Origin of the sequence: Cloacibacterium caeni (assembly GCF_907163125.1) — a bacterium.
In the GTDB taxonomy this organism is placed as follows: domain Bacteria; phylum Bacteroidota; class Bacteroidia; order Flavobacteriales; family Weeksellaceae; genus Cloacibacterium; species Cloacibacterium caeni_B.
Map to the genome: position 1 here is coordinate 999,132 of NZ_OU015319.1, position 23,843 is coordinate 1,022,974.

Below are 23,843 nucleotides of genomic sequence, written 5' to 3' on the forward strand. Positions count from 1 at the left end.
CATTTACTTTTTACCAAATATTTTAAAAAAAATTACCACAACTATAAAGTTTAGTTGTGGTTTAAATTCTTTTGTAGATAATTAATTTCTAAAAACTTATTTTACTTTGTTTTAAATATTAAAAATTTTTAAACACAAAATTCATCTTAATTGTATTTTCATGGTTGAGAACATGTCTAAATTTTTGTTCTACACTATAATTTGATATTTTAATCATCAACAAAATTGAAAATTAACTTCTAAATTTTAAACCTCACAGTAGTAAACTCCTCTGTGGTTTAAAATCTACTACTCAATTTTCATTAATAAATCTAAAAATTAACGATTTTTTGCCGATTTTAATTTATTTGTTTTCTTTTATTCTCTTTTATTCTCTTTTATTCTCTTTACAATATAGTATAATTATATATCTCTACTTTATAGCAGTATATTTATATTATATGTGTTATATATCTATACTTTATAGTAGTATATTTATATTATATATATAATATATATGTTGAAATTTTAACAAATAAAAATTATGAAAAAAAGATATTAAAAAATAAACGTTAAAACACCATTACAATTTTTAAGATGTGTAGAGCATTAAGAAATTTATTAAAAGTATTAGAACATTAAAATTTAAATTGAATCGATTTTTGAAGTTATAACATCGAAAATTTTAAATGTTAGAGTTATAGTTTAAATTTATAACTAAATAAATTCTAATTCTGATTTTTTTATAAAAAGATTAATTTAGTCAAAACTGACTAATAAAGAGTAGTTTACAAGAACCGAAAGAGTTATCGGTAACGATTTAGTAATGGTGCTTACTACACTTGCTTTCATTCAATTACCTTGTAAATCATTACTGCAAATGTATAAAAAATAAAGGTAAAGCAGTGAAACTTTACCTTTATTTTTCGTCTTGCTCGTCCATCCTTTTGATAAGTGCATCCCGAAGACTATCGAGGAACTTTGTTCGGTTTATCTTCCTGCCTTTCAGTTCCAAATAGGAATGGTAGAAATCCCCTAAGTCAATATTAAATATATTTTCAAAAGTCTTGGCGATGATTTTTATATCTGCATTACCATTGTCAATTGAACCCTGCGAATGCAGCGAATAAATCAACTCAATGAGTGAAGTTTTACTACCTGTCCAGTTTAGGGGAGGCGTTTCAAGTAGCTTTCTCTGATTGTTATTGCTCAACTGGTCTTCGAGGTAAACCTGTATCAAGTCGTTGGCAATAATCTTAGCTACCTTGTAATCGTGCGAGGTTGCAAAATTATGGTCTGCTTCAAAATAATAGGTGTCTAAACTCAACTTTATATCGTGCTTGCCACGTAAAAAGAATTTATAGTCCAGATGAGTGCTGTTGGTTCTGTAATACTTGTAAAATTCCAAATTAGCATCGAAATACCTCTTGATTTTGGAAAGCTCAACATTCAGATATTTCTTGATGATTTTATCGCCGCCTCGTGGTCTTTTTGTTTCAATCTTGTAAATGGCATTGAAGTAGATGAGCTTCGATACTAATTGAGGCTTTAGCTGTTTGAAAAAAAGTATTTCGGCTTCATCATCTTTAAATCCATTCTTCTTAATGTATTTTTTTATCTCCTCAAGTTTCTGCAAGACTAATATAATTGCATTTTCATACGATATCAATGAATTACTTGGCTCATAGGTCAATTCGTTAATTCTATCGTCTAATTCGTTTATTATAGTTTGGTAATAATTTGTCATCGAAAGCGAAATTTAAAGTATGAAACCAATTAAAAAGCACAAAATGAGGCAGCAATTGCAGATAGCCCACAATAAATTGCCTCATTTTAGTATGTATTGATTGAGTATAAGAGAGCCCTATCCTTAATTAAAACTGGATAGGGCTAAGAGATTAAACCACTAATGGTTCTGCTTTAAAGCCTTTTTTCTTAACGATGGCAACTATTTCATCTTGTGTTATACCCTCTGATTTTACGGTTAAAATTTTGTCATTGTTGGCTGTATCTACATTCCATTCGCAGATACCGTCGGTACTGTCCAAATCCGCTTTTACCTTTGATACACAACCGCCACAATTAAGATTGGTCTTGAACTGAAATTCTGTATTTTCCATATTTTTTTAAACTTATTTACTATTGTTTTGAACTGTCGCAAAATTCAACATAATCCCGAAGTCTGCTATTGTGATATTCCGGGTTTAATTTGTGACTTTTACTGTTTTCCTGTTACAGACTATTAATGGTTGTGCGTGTGGTGGCTGTGGTCTTCTACCGATTTTTCGCCTTCTGATACGGTAATAGTAAAATCTGCCGTATGTACCACATTGTTTATTTTGAACTGTGCCCACAATCTATAAAGCCCTGCTTTTTTGATAAGCGTTTCGGCATAGATTGGGAAATTCTCTTTTGATACCGGGTGTATATGTAGAAAATCCTTATTAGTTTTACTTATCATTACGATATGGGCAGTCGCTCCGAGATAATTCTGCATATCCTTTTCCTCTAATTTCTTGCCGTCCTTTTCTACCGAAAATTGCAAGCCCTGATTTCTGTTTGTTTTAAAGTCTTCGCCGTTAAGCAGCGTTACCGTAAAACCATCTACGGTTGAAACCAATTTTGTCTTTAAATCGGCTGTTTGTGTTGCTGCCGTACCTTTTACCTCAATGGTTTGCTTATTGACCTCTCCCTCGGCTCCGTTCGGTTTGTAGTCGGTAAATAACAGGTATTTACCTGCTGTAGGGAATGTTTCTGAAACCTTATAAGAACCGTCTGCCTGTTCTTCGGGGTGGATATGGTCAAACCAGGTCAGTTCTTCATTCACTACCAAAAGGTGCATTTTCATTTCGTGCACTACTTCCAACGGTACATTTTTACCGTGTTCACTAATGGCGATGGATAGATTAGTTGGTTTACCTGCTTCCACATTTTGCGGGTCGGCAGCCACTTTTACTTCATACTGGCTTTTCTCTTTATTAACAGGGCTCAAAGCCATACCACATTTAGGGCATTTATCGCCTTTGTTTCCTTTTACTTCCGGGTGCATCGGACAAGCGTATGCGCTGTCGTGATTTGCGTGCTGATGTGCATTCATATCCTCTGATTTTTTATTATTACTTTCTGAATTGTTGCAGGCAGATAACGCTGCCAGTGAAACAACCGTGCTTAGTAATATGGTTTTAAATTATTCATTTATTTATCTCTCTTATTACAATACAAATTTCCGCATTAAATGGGTTGTATCTATTGTGATATTCTTTGTTTGATTTACGATTTTTACTGATTGCTAACGCTGTTCTTTTGGCTCATTACAATCCTGATAACCGCTATCAATGTGATGATAAGCATCGGTATCAGTACAATGTTTACGCCATTCCAACCCCAGTAATTAAACAGGCTGCCTGCAAAGAAGCTAGCAATACTGATTACTGCAAAAACCGTGAAATCGTGGAAAGCCTGCGTTTTTTCTTTCTCTTCGGGACGGTACACTTTGGTAAGCAATGACGAACCGCCGATAAACAGGAAGTTCCAACCTAAGCCCACGATGAACAATGCGGAAACGAAATGCGCAAAGCCTGTTCCCATCAGGGCAATGATGATGTACAGGAACAAAATCGCCAAACCGGAAATAATGATACGGTAAACGCCGAATTTCTGAATAAGCATACCTGTAAAGAATGACGGCAGGAACATACCTAATACGTGCCACTGGATAACCGTTGCGGAGCTGTCGGACGAATGCCCTACGCTGTGCATTGCTATCGGGGTAACAGTCATAGACATTCCCATTACGGCAAATGCGGTAGATGATGCCAGTATTGCAAGTATGGTATCTTTATTCTTAATGATTTCTTTTAACGGGCGACCTTTCTTTACCGCTTCATTGGTTTGTACCGCAGATGTTCTTTGCAGCTTTAAAAAGGAAACAACACCCAAAGCGACCACGCTTAACAGGATAATAGAAAAGTAGGGATAAGCGTAAGGAACCGCCCCTAAATGCTGCGTAAACCTCGCTAAGTTGGGTCCTGCGAATGCTGCAACAATGCCACCTGCAATAACAAAAGAAATTGCCTTGCTTTTCGCATAGTCGGGAATGGCATCAGCCGCCGCAAAACGATAGTATTGCGAAAAGCCTTGATAAGTACCAATGAGCATATTACCCACTGAAAACAGCCAAAAGGAATTTTGGATAATACCGTACCACGAAACCAAACCCGACAAAACACCTATCAGTGTACCTATCATAAAGGCATTGCGCTGACCTAATTTTCTAATAATGAGGGATGCGGGTATCATCATACCTGCCGTACCTACGGTAATCATTGCCAATGGTAAGGTCGCCAGATTTTTATCGGGAGCCATTTGTAAGCCTACCACACCCGAAAGTGTAATGACCAATATGGATGCAGTCTGGAACAACGCCTGCGAGGTAAACAGTAGATACACGTTGTTCCATTTTATTTTTGCTGTCATAATCTTAAAATTTATGATGCAAAATTGGCAATTTGTTTCGGGCTGCCTATTGTGATATTTCTTGTTTGATTTGTGAGGTTTACTGATTTAGTCTGGTATTGTAAATGCAAAAAGGTTATAGCATAACCGCTACAACCTTTGTCTATTTTATGAATGAAATCCTTTAGTAATTGAGCGAAAGTCCTGCACCAAAGCCCATATCACTATCATAGTGCGCCCTGATACCGATATGCCTCGTCAAAATGTACCGCAGGTCTGCCATATATTCCAAATCGGTATTGACCATAAACCCGGCTCTTAACCGTCTGGAGATAGGTATATCCTCCCGCATCAATGATACCCTGAAAATACCGTCGTGGTAAACTTCTGCCTGTACGTTGACCAACATCGGCAAGGTGTACATTACCCCTAAGCTCACAGCAGCTCGGTTGTCTTTTTTATTAACCTGTCCGAAGAGGTTTTTCTCGTGCTCGTCCATTCCCATTCTGCGGTATCGCCAATCGAAACCGACAAAAGGCATCAGCCATTGCATTTTACCAATGTAACGTCCCAAATGCGTTTCCACTTCATAGCCGTGCATATCATTATAGCCTAAACGCCATTCCGTACCCAAACTGTAACGGGCGTTCATCAACATTGCTTCTCCGTCAATACCATTGGTCGCAAAATCACTTTGAGCCATCAAATGTGGCATATTGCTTTCACGCTGCAACATTTTATATGCTTTTTCCTTATTGGGTAAATACGGATTTTTGTAATCATCCACAGCGAAAACCCTATTCATACCTGCCATCATATGATACAGGATATGACAATGGAAAAACCAATCACCCTCGGTATTCGCAAGGAACTCTATCGTATCGGTTTCCATCGGCATAATGTCGATGATGTTTTTCATCGGTGCATTTTCGCCGTGCTCATTCAGCACCCTGAAATCAAAACCGTGCAGGTGTATCGGGTGGCGCATCATTGAGTTATTATAAATCGTAATCCTCAATACTTCGCCTTTTTTAACAGGTATCTTATCTGTTTCTGCCAAAACCTTGTTATCCATACTCCAAACGTAACGGTTCATATTTCCCGTTAAGGTAAATTTCAGTTCCTTAACCGGGGCATCAGCCGGAAGCGTGGTATTATGCGGCGATTTCAACATTGCGTAATTGAGCGTTTTAATGTCGCTCAACGCATTAGCATTATAACGGTTGGGGTCTTCGTCGCTATTCATCTTATGGTCGCCGTGATGCTCCATAGACGGTGCTGTACCCTTGTTTTTTTTGCTCTTTTCCTCGCCTGTAATCTCCGGGTACATCACTACGTTCATATCCATTTGGTTCAGGCTCATATTCATTCCCATATCTTCCAGGTCGCCGTTCATCTTCATCATATCGTTCATCATTTGCATACCCTCAAAATATTTCAGGCGTGGCATTTCCCCGACCAATTGTTTTGTACCGTTGCCAATAAAATAGCTTGTGGATTGGGTACGGTCTTCGGTGGTTGCCATAAATTCAAAGGCTTTGCCGTCCTCGGGAATGGTAACAACCACATCGTAAGTTTCCGATACAGCAATAATCAGCCTGTCCACTTCCACAGGCTCCACATCGTTGCCATCACTCGCCACTACGGTAATTTTACCGCCTGCATAGCGCAGCCAAAAGTAAGACGATGCACCCCCATTGGAAATGCGTAAACGTACTTTATCGCCTGCTTTTAAGGGCTTGCCGTCAATGCTTTTTAAATCGGTATGATGATTACCGTTCATCATTACACGGTCGTAATACACATCGCTCACGTCCATTGCCAACATACGCTTCCATTCGTTGTTCAGCTTGGTTTTGAATTTTCCGCTTCTAATGGCTTCGGCGTAGCTTTGTGTTGCGCCTTTCCTTATCGCAAACCAGTCGCTTGCTGCGTGCAGCATACGGTGTACATTTTCGGGCTTCAGGTTCGTCCATTCGCTTAGCATTATGGGAATTTCCGGTAAATCGTCAATTCCTTTCCTAAATGTTTTATCATCAGCCCTTTTGCGCATTATAAAGCTGCCGTACATTCCAATCTGTTCCTGCAATCCCGAATGTGAGTGATACCAATGCGTTCCGTTCTGAATAATCGGAAATCGGTAAGTATAAGTTGCGCCCGGCTCAATCGGCATTTGCGTTAAGAAAGGTACGCCGTCTTCCTTATTCGGCAGGAACAAGCCGTGCCAGTGCAGGGATGTACTTTCTTTTAACTGGTTATGCACTACGATTTCTGCCGTGTCGCCCTCTGTAAATTCAAGCGTGGGCATCGGGATTTGCCCGTTTACAGCAATTGCCCTCTTTTCCTTGCCCGCATAATTTACAAGCGTATCTTTTACATACAGGTCGTAATGAACTACCTTTTGTGCAATGCTGACTTGTGATATAAAGATTGCCAACAGGGTTAGCGGCAACAGCTTTTTGTAAAGAAATTTTTGATTATCCATTTTAAAAATCGCATTGGTTATAAAGATTAAAAGGCATTGCCCATTGAGCAATGCCTTTGTGGGTTATTATTTAGTTTCGGTAACTTTACCACAAGTAAGCATAGAAGAACCGTAGTAAGGATTTTTAATCTCCTTTTCTTTGCTTAACCAATATGCTTTTTTCATCGGGCAATATTGGTAGTAAACGGGTTGGTTTACTTTGTCTGATGATTTTACCACTTTCCACAGTACGGTTGATACTTCGTTGAAAGCGGCTCTTTGCTTTTCAAGGTTGTTACCTGCCTTACTTAATTTGTCGGTGGCTTTCTGCAATTCTGCTTTCTGTGCAAAATCGCCCTCGCTCTTAACGGCTTCGTTCAGTGCGCTAATGGCGGTGCTTGCCGCTTTACTATCGCTGCTTACCAAAGCATTTTTTACGCTGATGTAGTTGTTCAGCAGGTTGCCTGTATTTTGCGCAAAGGCAGAAAATCCAAACAACATTACGGTCATTGCTACTATTAACTTTTTCATTTTTTTATCCTTTTTAATAATGAGTGAATGGCTGATTATTCTGAAATGGGTTCAGCTTTAAACCCTTTTTTCTTGATGATGGCGACAACCTCGTCTTCGGTAATGCCCTCTGCTTTTACAGTCAGGATTTTATCGGCGTTGGTCGTATCAACGTTCCATTCGCAGATACCGCCTGCGTTATCTAAATCTGCCTGCACTTTTGATACACAGTTGCTGCAATTAAGGTTTGTCTTGAATTGAAGATTTTTGCTTTCCATTGTCTTGAACTTTTATTTGTTTTTGCTGATACAAAAATCGGTAGATAATGCGCTAAGCTGTTTGTGAAATTCCTTGTTTGATTTATGATATTTACTGATTGCATTTCAAAAACGGTTCCGCTTGTAATATTCCGGCTTTGTTTTATGACTTTTACTGATTATAGTGCTCGTTCAGAATAAGCGGAATACTTTTATCGAAGTATAACGCTAACTGTTTTATAAAATGGCTATCAAAACCTTTCTCTCCGTTTTGCATCGGGCTATGTTGTAGCTTCGGGTTCCCAACCCCAACACGATTGCACAAATCTTCTTTGTGCAACAATCTTTATTGCAAAATCACACATAACATAATTTTTAAAAATCATATATAATGACAAACGATTTAAAGAACGTCGAATATGGCTTGGATAAGATATTCGAGGGCGCACAAGATTTTTTACCGATTTTAGGAACAGACTACGTGGAATTTTATGTAGGCAATGCGAAACAGGCTGCTCACTATTACAAATCAGCTTTCGGGTTTCAGTCGTTGGCGTATGCCGGACTGGAAACAGGCTTACAGGACAGGGCTTCTTACGTGGTAAAGCAGGACAAAGTGAGACTGGTATTAACGACCGGGATGCGCTCTAATTCCGAAATTAACGGACACGTAAAGAAGCACGGCGACGGCATCAAAGTAGTGGGTCTTTGGGTAGAAGATGCCCGCAAAGCCTTTGAAGAAACCACGAAAAGAGGTGCTAAAGCCTATATGGAACCAACTGTAACTACCGATGAAAACGGCGAAGTGGTACAATCGGGCATTTATGCGTATGGCGAAACGATTTTTATGTTTACCGAACGCAAAAACTACAACGGTATATTTATGCCGGGCTATGAGCAATGGGAAACCGAATATAACCCTGCGCCTGCGGGACTAAAATATATTGACCATATGGTGGGCAATGTGGACTGGAACCAAATGGACACCTGGGTAAAATGGTTTGAGGATGTAATGGGATTTGAGAACTTCCTGTCATTCGATGATAAGCAGGTTTCTACCGAATATTCTGCCCTGATGTCTAAAGTAATGGCAAACGGTAACGGCAGAATTAAATTCCCGATAAACGAACCCGCAGAGGGCAAAAAGAAATCACAGATTGAAGAGTACCTTGAATTTTACGAGGGCGAGGGCGTTCAGCATATTGCCGTAACTACGGATGATATTGTAAAGACCGTAAACGACCTGAAATCAAGAGGGGTTGAATTTCTGTCAAGACCGCCACAAGCGTATTATGATGCCATTCCTGAACGCTTAAAAGCGCATATGCACCGCTTTAAAGAAGATATCAAGGAATTGCAGGAGTTGGGTATTCTGATTGATGCGGACGAAGAGGGCTATTTGTTACAAATCTTTACCAAACCAGTTGAAGACCGTCCTACATTTTTCTTTGAGGTTATTCAAAGAATGGGTGCAAGAGGTTTCGGCGCAGGAAACTTTAAGGCATTGTTCCAATCTATCGAAAGAGAGCAAGAACGCAGAGGAACATTATAATTTTTGTAACTTTAGCAAAGTCCTGATTTATTTCAGGGCTTTGTTGTTTATATAAAAAGGAGAATGGATATAGCGACCGAGAACAATCAGGATAAAATGATAGGTTATTTCGATTTTTTTGGAATGCCAGATGGGATTGTAAGCAACACAGTTTGGTTTGACGAGAATTATAAAATTGTTTTCTTAAAAGAAGGACGTGTTAATGTTGATTTTGTTGACTATGATTTTGAAGAAAGTACATTGCTTTTCTTTAGTATAGGGCAACAATTCAAAATATCTAAAAATTCGGAAGGAAGCATTGTTTATTTTAACCCGAATTTCTATTGTATCGCTTTTCACGATAAAGAGCTTGCTTGTGACGGACTTCTTTTCGACAACGTTTTTGAACTTCCTTTTATAGCGCTCACCGCACATCAAAGAGACATTTTTCAAAAAATACTTATTTCTATTAAAGAGGAAATTGCGGTAAAAGATTTTTGGGCGGAAGAAATGATTAAGACCTATATCAAGCAGGTTGTTATTTTTGCTACCCGAACTCTTGCAAAAAAGGACTACGATATTTATCACCCCGTATCATTCGATAAAGAGCTGGCGAGAAAATTTAGCCAATTGGTAGAGCAAAATTATCGAACTATCCACTCCGTAGCAGATTATGCATCTATGCTCAATCTTACACCTAAAAACCTCAACCGAAAAATAGTAACAGAAAAACAGATTGCTCCAAATACAATTATCAAAAATCGAATTATCCTTCAGGCAAAAAGATTACTTGTCAATACAACGTTAAGCATTAAAGAAATCGCTGTTTATCTCGGGTACGAAGACTATTCTTATTTTCTTCGCTTTTTCAAATCACAAACGGGCTCTTCACCTCTTACATTCCGAAATTCAATGTAACCCTACTTATGGGTAAAATGTCCTATTAAGTGTGAAGTATGTGTATTGATAGCCTTTCTCTGAAGCAGTAATTTTGTTATGTAATTAAAAATAGAGTACAATGAAAGCAAAAATCACAGCTAAATGGCAAGGTAATTTTAAAAACGGAAATGGAAATTTTGATGCATCGCATTCTACTATTGGTAGAAGTGTTTTTAAACACAATAAAGCAGAAGGAGAAACTACTGCTACTAATCCGGAAGAATTAATGGCGGCAGCGCACGCAGCTTGTTACACAATGACATTAAATTATATCCTCACGAGCAACGGTATAGAGGCAGAGAAAATTGAAACATCCTGTACTATAACCGCAACAAGCTTCGATATTACTAATTCCGATTTGGTACTGGATGCAGAAATACCTGGTTTAACCAATGAAGATTTTTTAAAATACGCTGAACAGTCAAAAGCAATGTGTCCTGTAGGAAAAGCATATAATTTAGAAATTTCATTAACTGCCACCTTAAATTAAAATCAGGTCAATTTTGGGGGATTGAGTTCATTAGTTTAATCAAATTAAAGTCACGGTATATCCCGTGACTTTTTAGTTTGCAATATTTACATAAAGTACTTTAAGAACTTTGGATTAACAACCCAAGAAGCGACGACAATAGCAGTACGCACTTCCAACAATTCAGTTTATTCATATTATCAATTTTTAAAGGTTAAATTTTTACTATTTCAGTGTTTTCTTTAGGGATAACCAGCACAGGTACATTTACCAAATGCCTTACCTGATTTATGGTTGCGCCGTACAACAAATCTTTCAATCCCTTATGCCCGTGTGCACCCATTACCACCAGTTCAGCACCGGACTGATTGACGATTTCGGCAATGGCATTGGCAGTCCTTCCAAAGCCTAGTTTTGCATCAGCAAAATATCCGTTGTCCTGTAACTGCTTTGCGTATTCCTCCAAAAACTCCCTGTCTTTTACAGTTTCCTCGTCGGTACTGTCGTGAAAGTGCGATGCGGATGCCACACTCTCCACGATATGAATGAGCGTGTACCTGCTGTCTTTACCGCCCTGCGTAATGGCGTGGTTGATAACCTTGTGGTCAAGGGTCTTAAAATCCACAGTAAGCGCAATATTCCGGTATGGCACGAATGGTTGTAGCTGCAAAGGCTCCGGCTTGTCGTGCGGTGTTATTTCACAAAAGGCTTTTCTACTGAATAATGGGTACAACGTAGTATATGCCATCAAAATGATAAAACCTATCCCACCCAAAATGATTAAACTTTTACAAGCTATGTTACCTGAAGTAGCAAAAAAACTAAATGCTTCCTCTGCTAATAGTTTGGAATTTAGATACACCAGTAGGATTGTTATAACCCAAGCCGTTATTTTTATCAAGGGCTTGATGGCAAATTTGCCCATTGTCCTTTTATCACTTACAAAATGTATAAGTGGAATAACTGCAAAACCCAGTTGCATACTCAATACCACCTGGCTGAAGATAAGCAGGCTATCTACATTGTCCTCGCCATTGATTAGGATTACCAAAGCTGCCGGAACTATGGCGAGTAACCTCGTGATAAGCCTTCTTAATAAAGGGTTTATTCTAAACCGCAGATAACCCTCCATTACGATTTGGCCGGCAAGCGTACCTGTAATGGTACTGCTTTGCCCGGCAGCTATCAATGCTACGGCAAAGAGTTTGGCTGTAAAATTACTTCCGAAATGTTGAGGTAATAGCTCGTAAGCCTGCTTTAGCTCCGCCACATCAGAACGCCCGGTTTTGTAAAAAACCGTAGCGGCAAGAATTAATATAGCAGCATTTACAAACAATGCCATATTTAATGCAATAGCACTGTCCCAAAAATTTAGCTTGATTGCTTTTTTGATGCTGGCGTCATCACGGTTAAACTTTCTTGTCTGTACCAATGCAGAATGGAGGTATAGATTATGTGGCATTACCGTCGCACCGATAATGCCGATGGCGATATACAATGCTGTATCGTTCTGAATGTGTGGTATCAGTCCTGTCGCTATTTCTCCTACATTGGGATTAGCTACCCATATTTGCACAAGGAATGACATTCCGATAACGAATATCAATCCAATAATAAAGGCTTCTAGTTTTCTCATTCCCCATTTTTGTAGGGTCATCAACAAGAATGTATCTAACGCAGTAATTGCAACACCCCAAATCAAGGGCATTCCTGTAAGTAATTGCAAGCCTATCGCCATACCCAATATTTCAGCAAGGTCTGTGGCCACAATAGCTATTTCTGCAAGTAGATACAGTATAAAGTTTATTTTCTTCGGGTATGTTTCCCGGTTTGCCTGTGCCAAATCCCTATTACGAACGATGCCCAACCTTGCTGACAAGCTCTGGAGCAATAAACCCATAATGCTACTCATCAACAAAACCCAAAGTAATGAATATCAGAACTGGCTGCCACCCGCCAAACCAGTTGCCCAGTTGCCTGGGTCCATATACCCAACACTGACAAGATAAGCTGGCCCGAAAAAAGCCAGTACTCTCCGCCAACGGGATTTACCAGGAGTGGTCGTATCGACTGAATTATGTATTTCGCTTAGTGAAGCCTGTGATTGTTGTTTACCCATTTCCAAAATTGCTTACGATAAAAAAACTGCCGCAAAAATAATCTTGCGGCAGTCCAACTTAACAATTAAAACTTCATTCTTTGTATCCGCACCGCATTAAGAATTGCTAATAAGGCTACACCTACATCGGCAAATACAGCTTCCCACATTGTTGCTAATCCTCCTGCACCAAGTATAAGCACGATTGCTTTTACTCCGAATGCCAATGCTATATTTTGAAAGACGATTTTTTTAGTCTGTTTTCCGATATTAATAGCCATTGGTATTTTGGATGGCATATCGTCCTGTATCACAACATCGGCTGTTTCAATAGCAGCATCACTTCCTAAACCGCCCATTGCGATACCTGCATCACTCAACGCAATTACTGGAGCATCATTTACACCATCACCTACAAACGCCACGCTGCCATTACGGGATTTGATTTCCTTTACTTTATTTACTTTGTCTTCAGGTAATAAATCCCCATACGCACTGTCAATGCCCAACTGTCCCGAAACAAACTGAACAACGGTATTTTTATCACCACTCAACATTGTGGTTTTTACACCCATTTTACGCAGATTTTCAATTGCTGCTTTTGCATCTACTTTAATGCTGTCCGAAATGGTTAAATATCCTACGAACTTTCTATCATAAGCAATCGCTATTACTGTGTAAACTATGTTTGCGGTATCTGCATCGTGGCTGATGTTAAATTTATCGAGCAATTTGAAATTACCTACTAAAAGCTCTTTACCGTTAACGGTGGCTTTTAATCCGTGTCCTGCTATTTCTTCAACATTTGCTAAATTTACGTCGGCATCTACCTCTCCCCAATAATTGTGGATTGCGGTTGCAACAGGGTGTGTACTTTGACTTTCCAATACGTTGACGAGGTTGAGTATTTCGTCTTTATTGAATTCTGGTTTGATAAAGACTTCCTGGACTTTGAAAACACCTTCGGTGAGGGTTCCCGTTTTATCCATCACTACATTTTCTACTTTGGCAAGAATATCAAGGAAATTAGACCCTTTAAGCAGGATACCGTTTCGACTTGCTGCCCCAATACCACCAAAATAACCCAGAGGGATGGAGATTACCAAAGCGCAAGGACAAGAGATAACCAGGAATACCAATGCTCTATACAACCATTCACTGAATACATAATTATCTACGAAAAGTGCGGGAAGTAAGGTAATAGCAATAGACAGATATACGACTATCGGCGTATAAATTTTGGAAAATTTACGGATAAACAACTCGGTTGGTGCTTTTTGCGATGTGGCATCCTGAACCAGTTCCAAAATTCTGCTTAACTTACTATCCGAATAATCGGTTGTTACCTTTATTTGGCTTACAGTGTTGAGGTTAATCATACCTGCCAATACAGCTTCGCCTTTACTTTTTGTATCAGGTTTGCTTTCTCCTGTAAGGGCTGCTGTATTGAAAGAGGCGGTTTCTGAAATCAACTCGCCGTCCAATCCCAATTTTTCGCCCGGCTTTAACTGAATAACATCGCCTATGTAAGCATCTTCAGCTTTTACAACAATAGGCTTACCTGCTCTGATAACCGTTACCTCATCAGGGCGTTGGTCTAATAGGGCTTTAATATTACCTTTTGCTCTTGATACCGCAATAGTCTGAAATACTTCACCTACGGAGTAGAACAGCATTACAGCTACTGCTTCAGGATATTCGCCAAGTGCAAATGCACCGATTGTCGCAATCGCCATCAAGAAAAATTCTGAAAAAAAGTCTTTGTATCGGATACTTTCAATAGCTTCTTTGATTACTGGCAATCCGACAGGTAAATAAGCGATAACGTACCAGGCAATTCTAACCCAACCAGTGAACCAGTTTTGAGTAAAGTAATTATCAAAACCGATAGCAACAAGTAATAAAGCTAAAGATATACCCGCAGGCATAAATAACTGAAATGGCGTTTTGCCCTCTATGTCGTGACTGTGGTCGTGGTCATCACCGTGGCTGTGCCCGTGGTGATCGTGATTGTGTCCGTGGTGGTCGTGATTGCGTCCGCTTTTTTCTATATGGTTGTGGTCATCATCACAATGTTTAGTATCGGCTTTACTGCAACTTTTGCCGCCAGTGTGTCCGTGTCCGTCATCGGAATGATTAGCATCTTTCAGCAAATCTGATGCACCTGCATTTTTATAAATCTTTTCTGTTTTCAAACAGCATAGTTGATTTCCCTGTGTATCATATTTATGTTTATGCTCTTTTTTATTTACCAGGTTCAGACTATCGTCTGTACTACAACATATTTTTGACATATCTAAAATTTTTTTTATTTCTATTTGTAAAACAAAATTACTCTGCCATTTTGGGAACCTGGTTGCAAAAGCGAAACAGCTACCATTTTAGCAAAACCCTTATATTTGATTTACTGGCTGATTGCTTATTAGGAACAATCAGAGGGTATTTGTTATTTTAGTGTGCGTGAGCGTGACCGCCACCACCTGATAATTTCGCATTGATGAAAAACGCACCTTTGGTAACTATCCTTGCATCTTTGGGAATTTCCGTTACTGGAGTAATGCTCGTATAACCCATTTCTGTAACACCTGTAACCACTTCAATTTTTTCAAAATTTACCGTGCCTGCCGCTTCCTCTTTATGCGCTGTCTTTTCATCGCCGTGGTCGTGCCCGTGTCCGTCTTCTTCTCCGGCTGCCTGCGGCTTTTTGTTGGTAATGACAAAGATGTATTTCTTACCGTCCGCATCTACCACCGCATCATTTGGAACTGACGGGGAAAGCACATTGTTGAGGCTCACAATCGCCGTAATGTTCATCCCGTCAATCAGTCCCTTTACATTGCCTTTTACACGGGCGTGTATGGGAATGGTTTTGCTGTCGTTTTCAAACGCCGAACCAATACCGTATATCACGGCATCGTGCTCGTTTACCGGATTATTGGTCAGGGTAAAATGTATGGTCTGCCCGGTTTTCAGCAAGGGCAAATCTTTTTCAAATACATTCAAATGCAAATGCAGGGAACTGTTATCTACAATTTCAGCCACAGGCGAAGAAACATCTACATAGCTGCCGATTTTGCCGTACACATTGCTAATGGCTCCGCTAATGGGGCTTGTAACTATCAGTGAGGATTTAAGTGAACTGTTGCTGACTGAATTTGGATTGATGCCCATTAGCTGTATTTGTTGATGCAAAGAGGCTTTGCGGGTTCTTAACGCATTGAGTTCGGCGGTGGCATTTTGCAGGTTTTTCAATGCCCCGGCATTGCCGGTGTTCAGTTCTTTTTGTCTTTGCATTTCCTGTTCGGCAAAAGTTATTTTACTGTTGATGGTCAGGTATTCTTCCTGCAACTGGATAAACTGCGGGTTGGCAATGGTGGCAATAACCTGTCCTTTGCGTACATAGTCGCCAATCTGTACATTAATAGATTTTATCACGCCACCGTATAAAGAGGTAGCATTTGCCTTGCTACTGTTGGGCAAACTCAAAATACCGTTCGCTTTAATAGTGGCGGTTAGTTCTTTCATTTCCACCACACCGTATTTGATACCTACAGCTTCAATCTGTTGGGGCGTAAGTGCCGCAACGGTGGCAGCGCCCTCTTCGGCTCCGTGCTCGTGTCCGTGCCCTGTATCGGCTTTTGCTTCCGTTTTGTGCTCGTGGTTATGACCGTCTTCGCTTTCCTTTTTTTGACTATCTCCACAGGCGGTCAGGGAAACTGTAAAGAGTGCTGCTAAAAACATTTTCGATATATTGTTCATCTTATTTGTTATTAAGGTAATTGTATTGAATTGCTGAGTGATTGTAACTGTTCAGAACGTCCAGATAATTTTGGCGGATATTGATTGCCTGCGTTAAGAACTGGCTTAGTTCTGCAAAGCTGATATCTCCCGAGCGGTAGCTTTGTGACGCCGCTTCGGTAATATCCTTTGCCTGTTGCAGTCCCGATGTTTCAAAGAAGCTCAACAAAGCCATATTCTTTTCCATTTCTGCGATGGCAGATTTCTTGTCCGTTGCCATTACCTGCGTTTGGTAAGACAATAGGTTTTCCTGTACTTCCTTTTCCTTGTTGGCTACATTCACTTTGTTTTTATACGCACCTGCACCAAACAACGGGAAGCCTACCGAAACCGAAAAGCCCGTAAACGGGTCTGAAACGCCGTACAATCTCTGGCTGAATACCCTTGCTGAAAATTCGGGCAAATTGCTTTTCTTTTGTATCTTGATATTTGCCGCCGCAACGCTTACATTTTGCTGCTGCAACTGCAATACCGGGTGTACATTGTTTTCATCATACAAGTTCGTTTCCAATTTCTGTAACGGCTCATCTATTGGGAGTATCCATTCGTTACGATTGAGCAATACCATTAATTGCTGTTGCTGTATTACAATTTCCTTATTGTTCTGCTCCACGTAGGCTTTTAACTGTTTGAGTTGGGCATCTGCCGCAATCTGGTCGAGCTTTGCGACGTCGCCCGTTCTAACCCGAACCTGTGTTGTATTGAAGAGGTTGGTGTAAATGCTGTCAAGGCTTTTCAGTAACAGATTTTTATCCTGCAAAAACCACAACTGGTAATAAGCGGTTCTAACGTCTTTTCGGATATTGGCATTCATAACCTCTGTATTCAATTCGGAATATTTTAGCTGTGCTTTTAAATAGTCCTTGCGGGCAGCATATAAGCCGGGCCACGCAATACTTTGCGTAAGCCCGATTTTCCATATACCCGTTTTGTCCGATGGTCTTAAATCTTCATTTTCTACAAATACCTGTGTCATTGGTATATCGTTAGCGGTCTTTACATTGTATTTAGCCGCATCAATCTCCGACTTATTGACGTTGACCTGCCCATTGCTTTGCAATGCGGTATTAATAGCAGTATCTATGCTTACCCTTTCCTGGGCATTGGCAGTGGTCATACCTCCGATACCCAGTAAAAGAGCGATTACGGTTGTTTTCACACCTTTACTGTTTTTGAAATTAAATTTTGAATTGAATATGATGTAGAGCAATGGCAATACAAACAGGGTAAGAAATGTAGCCGTTATTAATCCGCCAATCACTACTGTAGCCAATGGCTTTTGTACTTCTGCCCCGGCACTGGTGCTGATTGCCATCGGCAGGAAGCCCAGTGATGCTACCGTTGCCGTCATCAATACCGGACGTAACCGGATTTTTGTTCCCTCGATTGTCCGTTTTATCACATCATCCAAACCGTCTTTTTTCAGTTGGTTGAATGTGCCTATCAATACAATACCGTTCAATACGGCAACACCGAACAGGGCAATAAAGCCGATACCTGCGCTAATACTGAAAGGCATTCCCCGCAGCATCAAAGCAAACACACCGCCGATGGCACTCATCGGGATGGCAGTAAATATCAAACCTGCCTGCTTGAATGAACGGAATGTGAAATAAAGCAATGCGAATATCAATAACAGCGATACTGGTACGGCAATCATCAGGCGGTTACTGGCTTCTTTCAGGTTCTCAAACTGACCGCCGTAAGTAAAGTAATACCCTGTGGGCAATTTTACTTTTTCGGAAAGCTGCTGCTGAATATCGGTAACAACGCTTTGCACATCACGTCCGGCTACGTTAAAGCCAATCACAATGCGGCGTTTTCCCGCTTCACGGCTGATTTGTGCGGCATCCAATTTGTAATTGACATCAGCAACCTGCGATATGGGTATCTGAAAGCCTGTATTAGTTGGTATCATCAGGTTCCTTACATCTTCGATGCTGCTGCGGTGTACGCTATCCAACCTTACCACAAGCTCAAACTGCCTTTCGTTCTCATAAATAACCCCGGCTGCTTTACCTGCAAATGCGGTACTCACAATATCGTTTACCTGTTGTATCGTCAGCCCGTAATTTGCCATCCGGGTACGGTCGTAGTCGATGTTAATCTGCGGCAAGCCGTTTACCTTTTCCACCTGTGGCGGTGTGGCTCCTTTTACCTGCTGTACTACTTCGCTAACCTTATTGGCATACACGCTTAACGTGTCCATATTCTCCCCGAATATCTTAACGGCAACGTCCTGACGAATACCTGTCATCAATTCGTTGAAACGCATCTGTATCGGTTGGTTCTTCTCAAAGAAAACGCCCGGAATAACGGACAGCCTTTCCATCATTTCATCCCCTAACTCGTTGTAGCTTTTCTTGCTTTTCCATTCGTCCTGCGGTTTGAGGATAATCATCATATCCGTAGCTTCAGGCGGCATCGGGTCGGTAGGCACTTCGGCAGCTCCGGTCTTGCCGACTACCATTTTAACCTCGTCAAATTCTTTAAGAATGCGGGATGCCTGCATCGACGTTTCTATACTCTGATTGAGCGAACTTCCCTGAGGTAAAATACAGTGAAAGGCAAAATCTCCCTCCTGCAACTGCGGGATGAACTCGCCGCCCATTCTGCTGAACAGAATAACGGCAACTACAAATACCGCAGTGGTAACGCCCACTAACCAATATTTAACCCTGATAGCTTTCTGCAACAAAGGTTGGTAGAAGCCTTGCAGCTTATCCATAAACTTGTCGCTGAAATTCGGCTTGTCGTGCCCTTTTTTCGGCAGGAACAACGCACACATCATTGGGATATAGGTCAAGGACAATATCAATGCGCCGAAAATGGCAAAGCCTACGGTTTGCGCCATCGGTGTGAACATTTTACCCTCAACGCCTACCAACGTCAGGATTGGGATATATACGATAAGGATAATGATTTCGCCAAATGCGGCACTTGTCCTGATTTTGGAAGCGGACAAAAATACTTCCTCGTCCATTTCGCTTTGGGTCAGTTTATTGGTGGATTTCCGCAAGCCCAAATGGTGTAGGGTTGCTTCCACGACAATAACGGCACCGTCCACAATCAAACCGAAGTCAATCGCTCCCAGGCTCATAAGGTTGGCACTAACGCCAAACACGTTCATCATCCCCAATGCAAACAGCATCGCTAACGGAATGGCTGATGCTACGATTAGCCCGGCTCTTAGGTTGCCCAGAAACAGCACAAGCACAAAAATCACAATCAAAGCTCCCTCAATCAAGTTCTTTTCCACTGTGTCCATTGCCCTGCCTACTAATTCGGTACGGTCTAAATACGGCTCGATGGTTACATCTTCCGGTAATGATTTCTGAATGGTGGGTAATTTCTCTTTTATCCGTTTTACCACCTCGTTACTGTTCTCGCCTTTGAGCATCATTACCACACCGCCCACGGCATCTACTTCTCCGTTATAGGTTAGTGCGCCGTAACGCACGGCACTACCGTAACGCACATCGGCTACGTCTTTAATAAAAATGGGTGTATGCCCCGTGATTTTTACGGGTATATTTCTAATATCTTTCCAACGAAGTAGCCAAGCCCACACCACGGATAAAATAAGCGTTAGGCTTCTTGTCGATATATGCACCGCCCGTATTCTGATTGTTTTGTTCCAGTGCGTTGAATATGTCGGGAATACTTACGGTCATCGCTCTCAATCGGTCGGGGTTTACCGCAACCTCGTATTGTTTCAATTCTCCGCCAAAGCTGTTTACTTCGGCAATGCCTGGCGTGCCGTACAACTGGCGGGCAACAATCCAATCTTGCATTGTACGCAGGTCTTTGGCGTTGTACTTATGCTCGCTGCCTTTTTTGGGGTGGATGATGTATTGATAGACTTCTCCAAGCCCTGTACTTACCGGAGCCAGTTCAGGCGTGCCGATACCTTTCGGAATTTTTTCTTCGGCTTCTTTCAGTTTTTCATTGACCAACTGCCTTGCAAAGTAGATGTCTACATTTTCTTTGAACACTACCGTAACGACGGAAAGCCCGAACCGGGATATACTTCTTGTTTCTACTAAATCGGGAATGTTGGCGATGCTCTGCTCAATGGGGAACGTAACCAACTGTTCCACTTCCTGCCCCGCCAGTGTAGGACAGGCAGTAATAATCTGTACCTGATTATTGGTAATATCCGGTACGGCATCTATTGACAATTTGGTTGCACTCCATACGCCCCAAATGATAAGAACCAATGTCATTATAGCAATGACGATTTTGTTCTTGATGCTGAATTTAATTATACTATCTAACATTTGAATTTGTATTAAGCCTGAAATGTTTTGTATTTGGTGTCTACTGCGGATATTCCATCATTAAAAAGCAGCCGGAATATCGGTCGTCAATCATAATGAGAATTACAGGCTCCCGCAGTTCGTCGAGGCTTTCATCGTAGAAGAAGTCATAAGATTTCATCAGGGCTAAATTGCCAATGATGACTTCGTGCCCGTTTACAAATCCTTTGATACCATAACCAGGTATCTCTTCAAATTTTTCGACCTTGTAATCGGATAGCGTGATACCCGGAAGAAATTTGAGCAAACTGCTTGCTATACGGTGCGTGGAATGGGATTGCATTGCTGCCGTATAAGCAATCACGATTTCTTTTTCGGGTACTGCACATTCAAAGGAAATTACATCAAACAGGCGGTTGCTTTTGTAGGCTGTATCTATATCTGCTGAATAATGATTTTTTATTGCCATTGTCATATTATTTTAATTTACAAGGCAAAATTATCAGTCGGTTTTGGGAACCTGGTTGCAAATACAAACAGCCATATCGGGAAATATGGCTGTTTGTAAATTTAAAGATGAGTATCATAAAATATTATTTTGTTTTAACGAACCTCGAACATTCGTTGCACATTCCTTTCATTACAAAATTGATACTCTCCAACAAAAATTTGTCGGGCAACTGGATAGGCGGAATGGCAATACTTTCGAGGCAGAAGGTATTCTTGCATCGGTTACAGTTAAAGTGCACGTGCAAGTCGCCAACGGTGCACATACAGTTATCGCTGCAAATAGAATACTTCATTGCGCCGGAGCCATCATCAATAGTATGAATGAGTAGGTTATCGTGAAAGAGGGTCAACGTCCTGAATATGGTCGATTTATTGACCGTTTCCAGTTCGGTTTCCAAATCAGTCAGGCTGAAAGCCTTTTTAAAGTCAGACATTCTTCTAAAGATTAACAGCCTAACCGAAGTTGGTTTTATGTTCCTGCGCAATAGTTTTTCTTCTAAATCTTTCATTTTGTCATTGTCGGTTTTAGAACCGTATTTAAAATCTAATGTAAAATTATAGAAGCTGCTATGCACAAGTATTATAATTTCCTTTGATAAATTTGTGATTTTTACTGTTAGGTTTTATAGGTAATGGATATAACCTATTTCGGGCAGGTATTTACAGTCTTCGCAGTTGTCATACGCAACGGTTGCTTTTTCGGGTTGGTCAAAATTGATTTCCAAAAACGCATTAGAAAATAACGCATATGGCGGGTATTCCGCAATGTGATTTTTCAGCATCTTGTGGGCTTCTACCACTGGTGCTCCGTAGAGCTTCTCGAATTTCCCGATTTTGTATTTGGTAAATTCCCCGTAGTGTACAATTATCTTTAATGATAAAGGAATTTCTATTGCCAGTTGTAATGCGAGGCGTTTGCATTCCTTTTGAAAATCGTTGTACATCTGTTCTATCTGCATCAATGTTTCTTCAAAGGTGGGCAGGTTGTGGTACTTGTAAAAAAGTATCGCATCGCCCTCAACCTCGGAAATTTCAAGGCAAAGGATATTGCTATCCATTACTGATTTGAGCAGGCTTTCTGTTATGTATTTTCCAACAAACATATTTGATTTGATAACGAAATCCGTAAAGCCTGAAATGTCGGGTATCATTATCATACCGTTTTTATTGGCAGTATCGTGTTGCATTTATATCATCGTATTAACCATTAAAAATGCAGGGGCTTGTTACCGTCCCCCGCAAATTGAGTGTATCTCACTCCAACAAAAACTATTTTATCTGCCCAGTAGCTTTGTGGTACACAGCTTCGGCTATTTTGTACCGTATTTTTGCATCCAACATATTGCTGTATGCTCTTTGCCAAAGCGTTTCAGCTATCAGCACATCTTCTCCGGTAATGGTTCCGGCTTTAAAGCGGTCATTGCTCAACTTCAAATTTTCGTCGGCTTCAATTAATGACGCCTGCATCAAATCAATGTTATTCGCCTGCAATTGCAGATTAAGCATTGCGTGCTCAATCTCCACCGTGATTTGGCTTTTCAGTTCTTTCAAACCGTATTCAGCCGAACGTATATTAGCTTCCTGCTGTTTTACTTTTTCTTTTCTGCTACCCCAGTCAAAAACCGGGATTTTCACGCTTAGCATACCAAAGTAGGTTAGCATATGGTTTTTGGTCGGGTCGCCAAAGTTAATACCCTCTTTTCCAAAGGCAGCCATTCCATTGAGCGATAAGCCTACCGATGGTTTCAGGTCGGCTTTGAGCATACTTTTGGTAAGCTGGCTCATTTTAATGCCATTGGTTGCCAACTCAATTTCCGGTCGGTTCGCATCGACAGCATCCAAAACACCCTGCTTAGAAAAGTCGCCCGTACTCAATGTATCGGCTACGTCTATACCTGTTGGGGCTTCCATCCCGATTAACTGGCTCAATCTTCTTTTTGCCAGGATGAGCTTATTCTCCGCAGCCTGCAAACGGGCTTCGTTTTCATTCTGGAGCACCTTTGCCCGCAATACATCGTTTTTGTAAATCAATCCTGCCCCAAACTGGTTGTTCAGGAATGTATAATGCGAAGCCAGTTGCTTTTTAACCTGCTGTTCCAGTTTGATTTCTTCCTTAGCCTGCACTAAAAGCCAGTAAGCGGTTTCGGTAGCCAGTAATACTTCGTCTTCCACCAATCGTTGTTGCGCATTGCTCATCTGTATATTGGTTTCTGCCATCTGCTTGCCGTACTTAATCTTACCGCCTGTGTAAATCGGCTGTGTAACGCTGACCATCGGTGCAAACCCGTATTCGGGCAGCATTGTGTTCAATGGCTCGCCAAAGTAAAAGGCGGTTGCCGAAGCATCCAGTTTTGGTCTGCCTGCCACATCCGCAATCAGCTTGTCGGATTGGGTGGCAATTACGTCTTCTTTAGCTTTGCCTATTCTGTTATTGTTTTTTAATGCCAGTTCTTTGCTTTCCGCAAGGGTTAGCTGCTGTTGTGCAAAGAGGTTGTTTGTTCCCTGCAAAAGAACGAAACCGCATATAAAAACCTTTATGACTGTTTTATATCTTTTCTGTAACATAATCCCTTT

Annotated in this window: 17 protein-coding genes and 2 pseudogenes; 3 read left to right on the plus strand and 16 right to left on the minus strand. The window is 40.7% G+C overall.

Annotated elements, in window-relative coordinates; all coding sequences use genetic code 11:
• Nucleotides 1-898: 898 nt before the first annotated feature.
• From KKQ79_RS04605 to KKQ79_RS04635, 7 genes are all read right to left on the minus strand, one after another.
• Nucleotides 899-1,726 (minus strand): RteC domain-containing protein, encoded by an 828-nt coding sequence (locus KKQ79_RS04605; protein ID WP_066434328.1) that lies wholly within the window; start codon nt 1,724-1,726, stop codon nt 899-901.
• A 151-nt stretch (nt 1,727-1,877) separates the two neighbouring features.
• A complete protein-coding gene (locus KKQ79_RS04610; RefSeq protein WP_066434334.1) occupies nt 1,878-2,099 on the minus strand; it encodes a heavy-metal-associated domain-containing protein in 222 nt (73 codons plus the stop codon).
• Between the two features lie 122 nt (nt 2,100-2,221).
• Nucleotides 2,222-3,076 (minus strand): heavy metal-binding domain-containing protein, encoded by an 855-nt coding sequence (locus KKQ79_RS04615; protein WP_219071571.1) that lies wholly within the window; start codon nt 3,074-3,076, stop codon nt 2,222-2,224.
• Between the two features lie 182 nt (nt 3,077-3,258).
• Entirely contained in the window at nt 3,259-4,455 is a 1,197-nt protein-coding gene (locus tag KKQ79_RS04620; protein WP_066434337.1) for an MFS transporter, read from the minus strand.
• Between the two features lie 163 nt (nt 4,456-4,618).
• Nucleotides 4,619-6,919 (minus strand): multicopper oxidase family protein, encoded by a 2,301-nt coding sequence (locus tag KKQ79_RS04625; protein WP_066434340.1) that lies wholly within the window; start codon nt 6,917-6,919, stop codon nt 4,619-4,621.
• Between the two features lie 66 nt (nt 6,920-6,985).
• Nucleotides 6,986-7,429, minus strand: coding sequence for a DUF3347 domain-containing protein (locus KKQ79_RS04630; protein ID WP_082738211.1), 444 nt, complete (start codon nt 7,427-7,429; stop codon nt 6,986-6,988).
• A 35-nt stretch (nt 7,430-7,464) separates the two neighbouring features.
• Entirely contained in the window at nt 7,465-7,686 is a 222-nt protein-coding gene (locus tag KKQ79_RS04635; RefSeq protein ID WP_027384830.1) for a heavy-metal-associated domain-containing protein, read from the minus strand.
• Nucleotides 7,687-8,056: 370 nt separating this feature from the next.
• On the opposite strand from KKQ79_RS04635, the gene hppD reads away from it, so the two are divergent.
• The 3 genes from hppD (at nt 8,057) to KKQ79_RS04650 (ending at nt 10,625) form a co-directional block, all read left to right on the plus strand.
• Nucleotides 8,057-9,217: a 4-hydroxyphenylpyruvate dioxygenase gene (gene hppD / locus KKQ79_RS04640; protein WP_066434350.1), complete on the plus strand. Its 1,161-nt coding sequence runs from the start codon at nt 8,057-8,059 to the stop codon at nt 9,215-9,217.
• A gap of 63 nt (nt 9,218-9,280) precedes the next feature.
• Nucleotides 9,281-10,114, plus strand: coding sequence for a helix-turn-helix domain-containing protein (locus KKQ79_RS04645; protein WP_066434353.1), 834 nt, complete (start codon nt 9,281-9,283; stop codon nt 10,112-10,114).
• Between the two features lie 100 nt (nt 10,115-10,214).
• On the plus strand, nt 10,215-10,625 hold the full coding sequence (locus KKQ79_RS04650; RefSeq protein WP_066434354.1) for an OsmC family peroxiredoxin: 411 nt from the start codon (nt 10,215-10,217) through the stop codon (nt 10,623-10,625).
• A 193-nt stretch (nt 10,626-10,818) separates the two neighbouring features.
• Here the strand turns inward: KKQ79_RS04650 and KKQ79_RS13935 are convergent, their stop codons facing one another.
• From KKQ79_RS13935 to KKQ79_RS04690, 9 genes and pseudogenes are all read right to left on the minus strand, one after another.
• Nucleotides 10,819-11,352 carry a universal stress protein gene (locus KKQ79_RS13935; RefSeq protein WP_308196694.1) on the minus strand — a complete coding sequence of 178 codons (534 nt, stop codon included), beginning with the start codon at nt 11,350-11,352 and terminating at the stop codon, nt 10,819-10,821.
• Between the two features lie 93 nt (nt 11,353-11,445).
• Nucleotides 11,446-12,528: pseudogene (locus KKQ79_RS13940) on the minus strand (Nramp family divalent metal transporter); the annotation flags it as partial.
• Nucleotides 12,529-12,788: 260 nt separating this feature from the next.
• A complete protein-coding gene (locus tag KKQ79_RS04660) occupies nt 12,789-14,996 on the minus strand; it encodes a heavy metal translocating P-type ATPase (RefSeq protein WP_066434355.1) in 2,208 nt (735 codons plus the stop codon).
• A 157-nt stretch (nt 14,997-15,153) separates the two neighbouring features.
• A complete protein-coding gene (locus KKQ79_RS04665) occupies nt 15,154-16,443 on the minus strand; it encodes an efflux RND transporter periplasmic adaptor subunit (RefSeq protein ID WP_250131190.1) in 1,290 nt (429 codons plus the stop codon).
• Between the two features lie 19 nt (nt 16,444-16,462).
• Nucleotides 16,463-20,780: pseudogene (locus KKQ79_RS04670) on the minus strand (CusA/CzcA family heavy metal efflux RND transporter).
• A gap of 40 nt (nt 20,781-20,820) precedes the next feature.
• On the minus strand, nt 20,821-21,228 hold the full coding sequence (locus tag KKQ79_RS04675) for a hypothetical protein (RefSeq protein ID WP_146193372.1): 408 nt from the start codon (nt 21,226-21,228) through the stop codon (nt 20,821-20,823).
• A 124-nt stretch (nt 21,229-21,352) separates the two neighbouring features.
• Entirely contained in the window at nt 21,353-21,778 is a 426-nt protein-coding gene (locus tag KKQ79_RS13960; protein WP_082738301.1) for a Fur family transcriptional regulator, read from the minus strand.
• A gap of 114 nt (nt 21,779-21,892) precedes the next feature.
• Entirely contained in the window at nt 21,893-22,420 is a 528-nt protein-coding gene (locus tag KKQ79_RS04685; protein ID WP_185113527.1) for a DUF2652 domain-containing protein, read from the minus strand.
• Between the two features lie 118 nt (nt 22,421-22,538).
• A complete protein-coding gene (locus tag KKQ79_RS04690) occupies nt 22,539-23,834 on the minus strand; it encodes a TolC family protein (protein WP_066439822.1) in 1,296 nt (431 codons plus the stop codon).
• Nucleotides 23,835-23,843 lie beyond the last annotated feature (9 nt).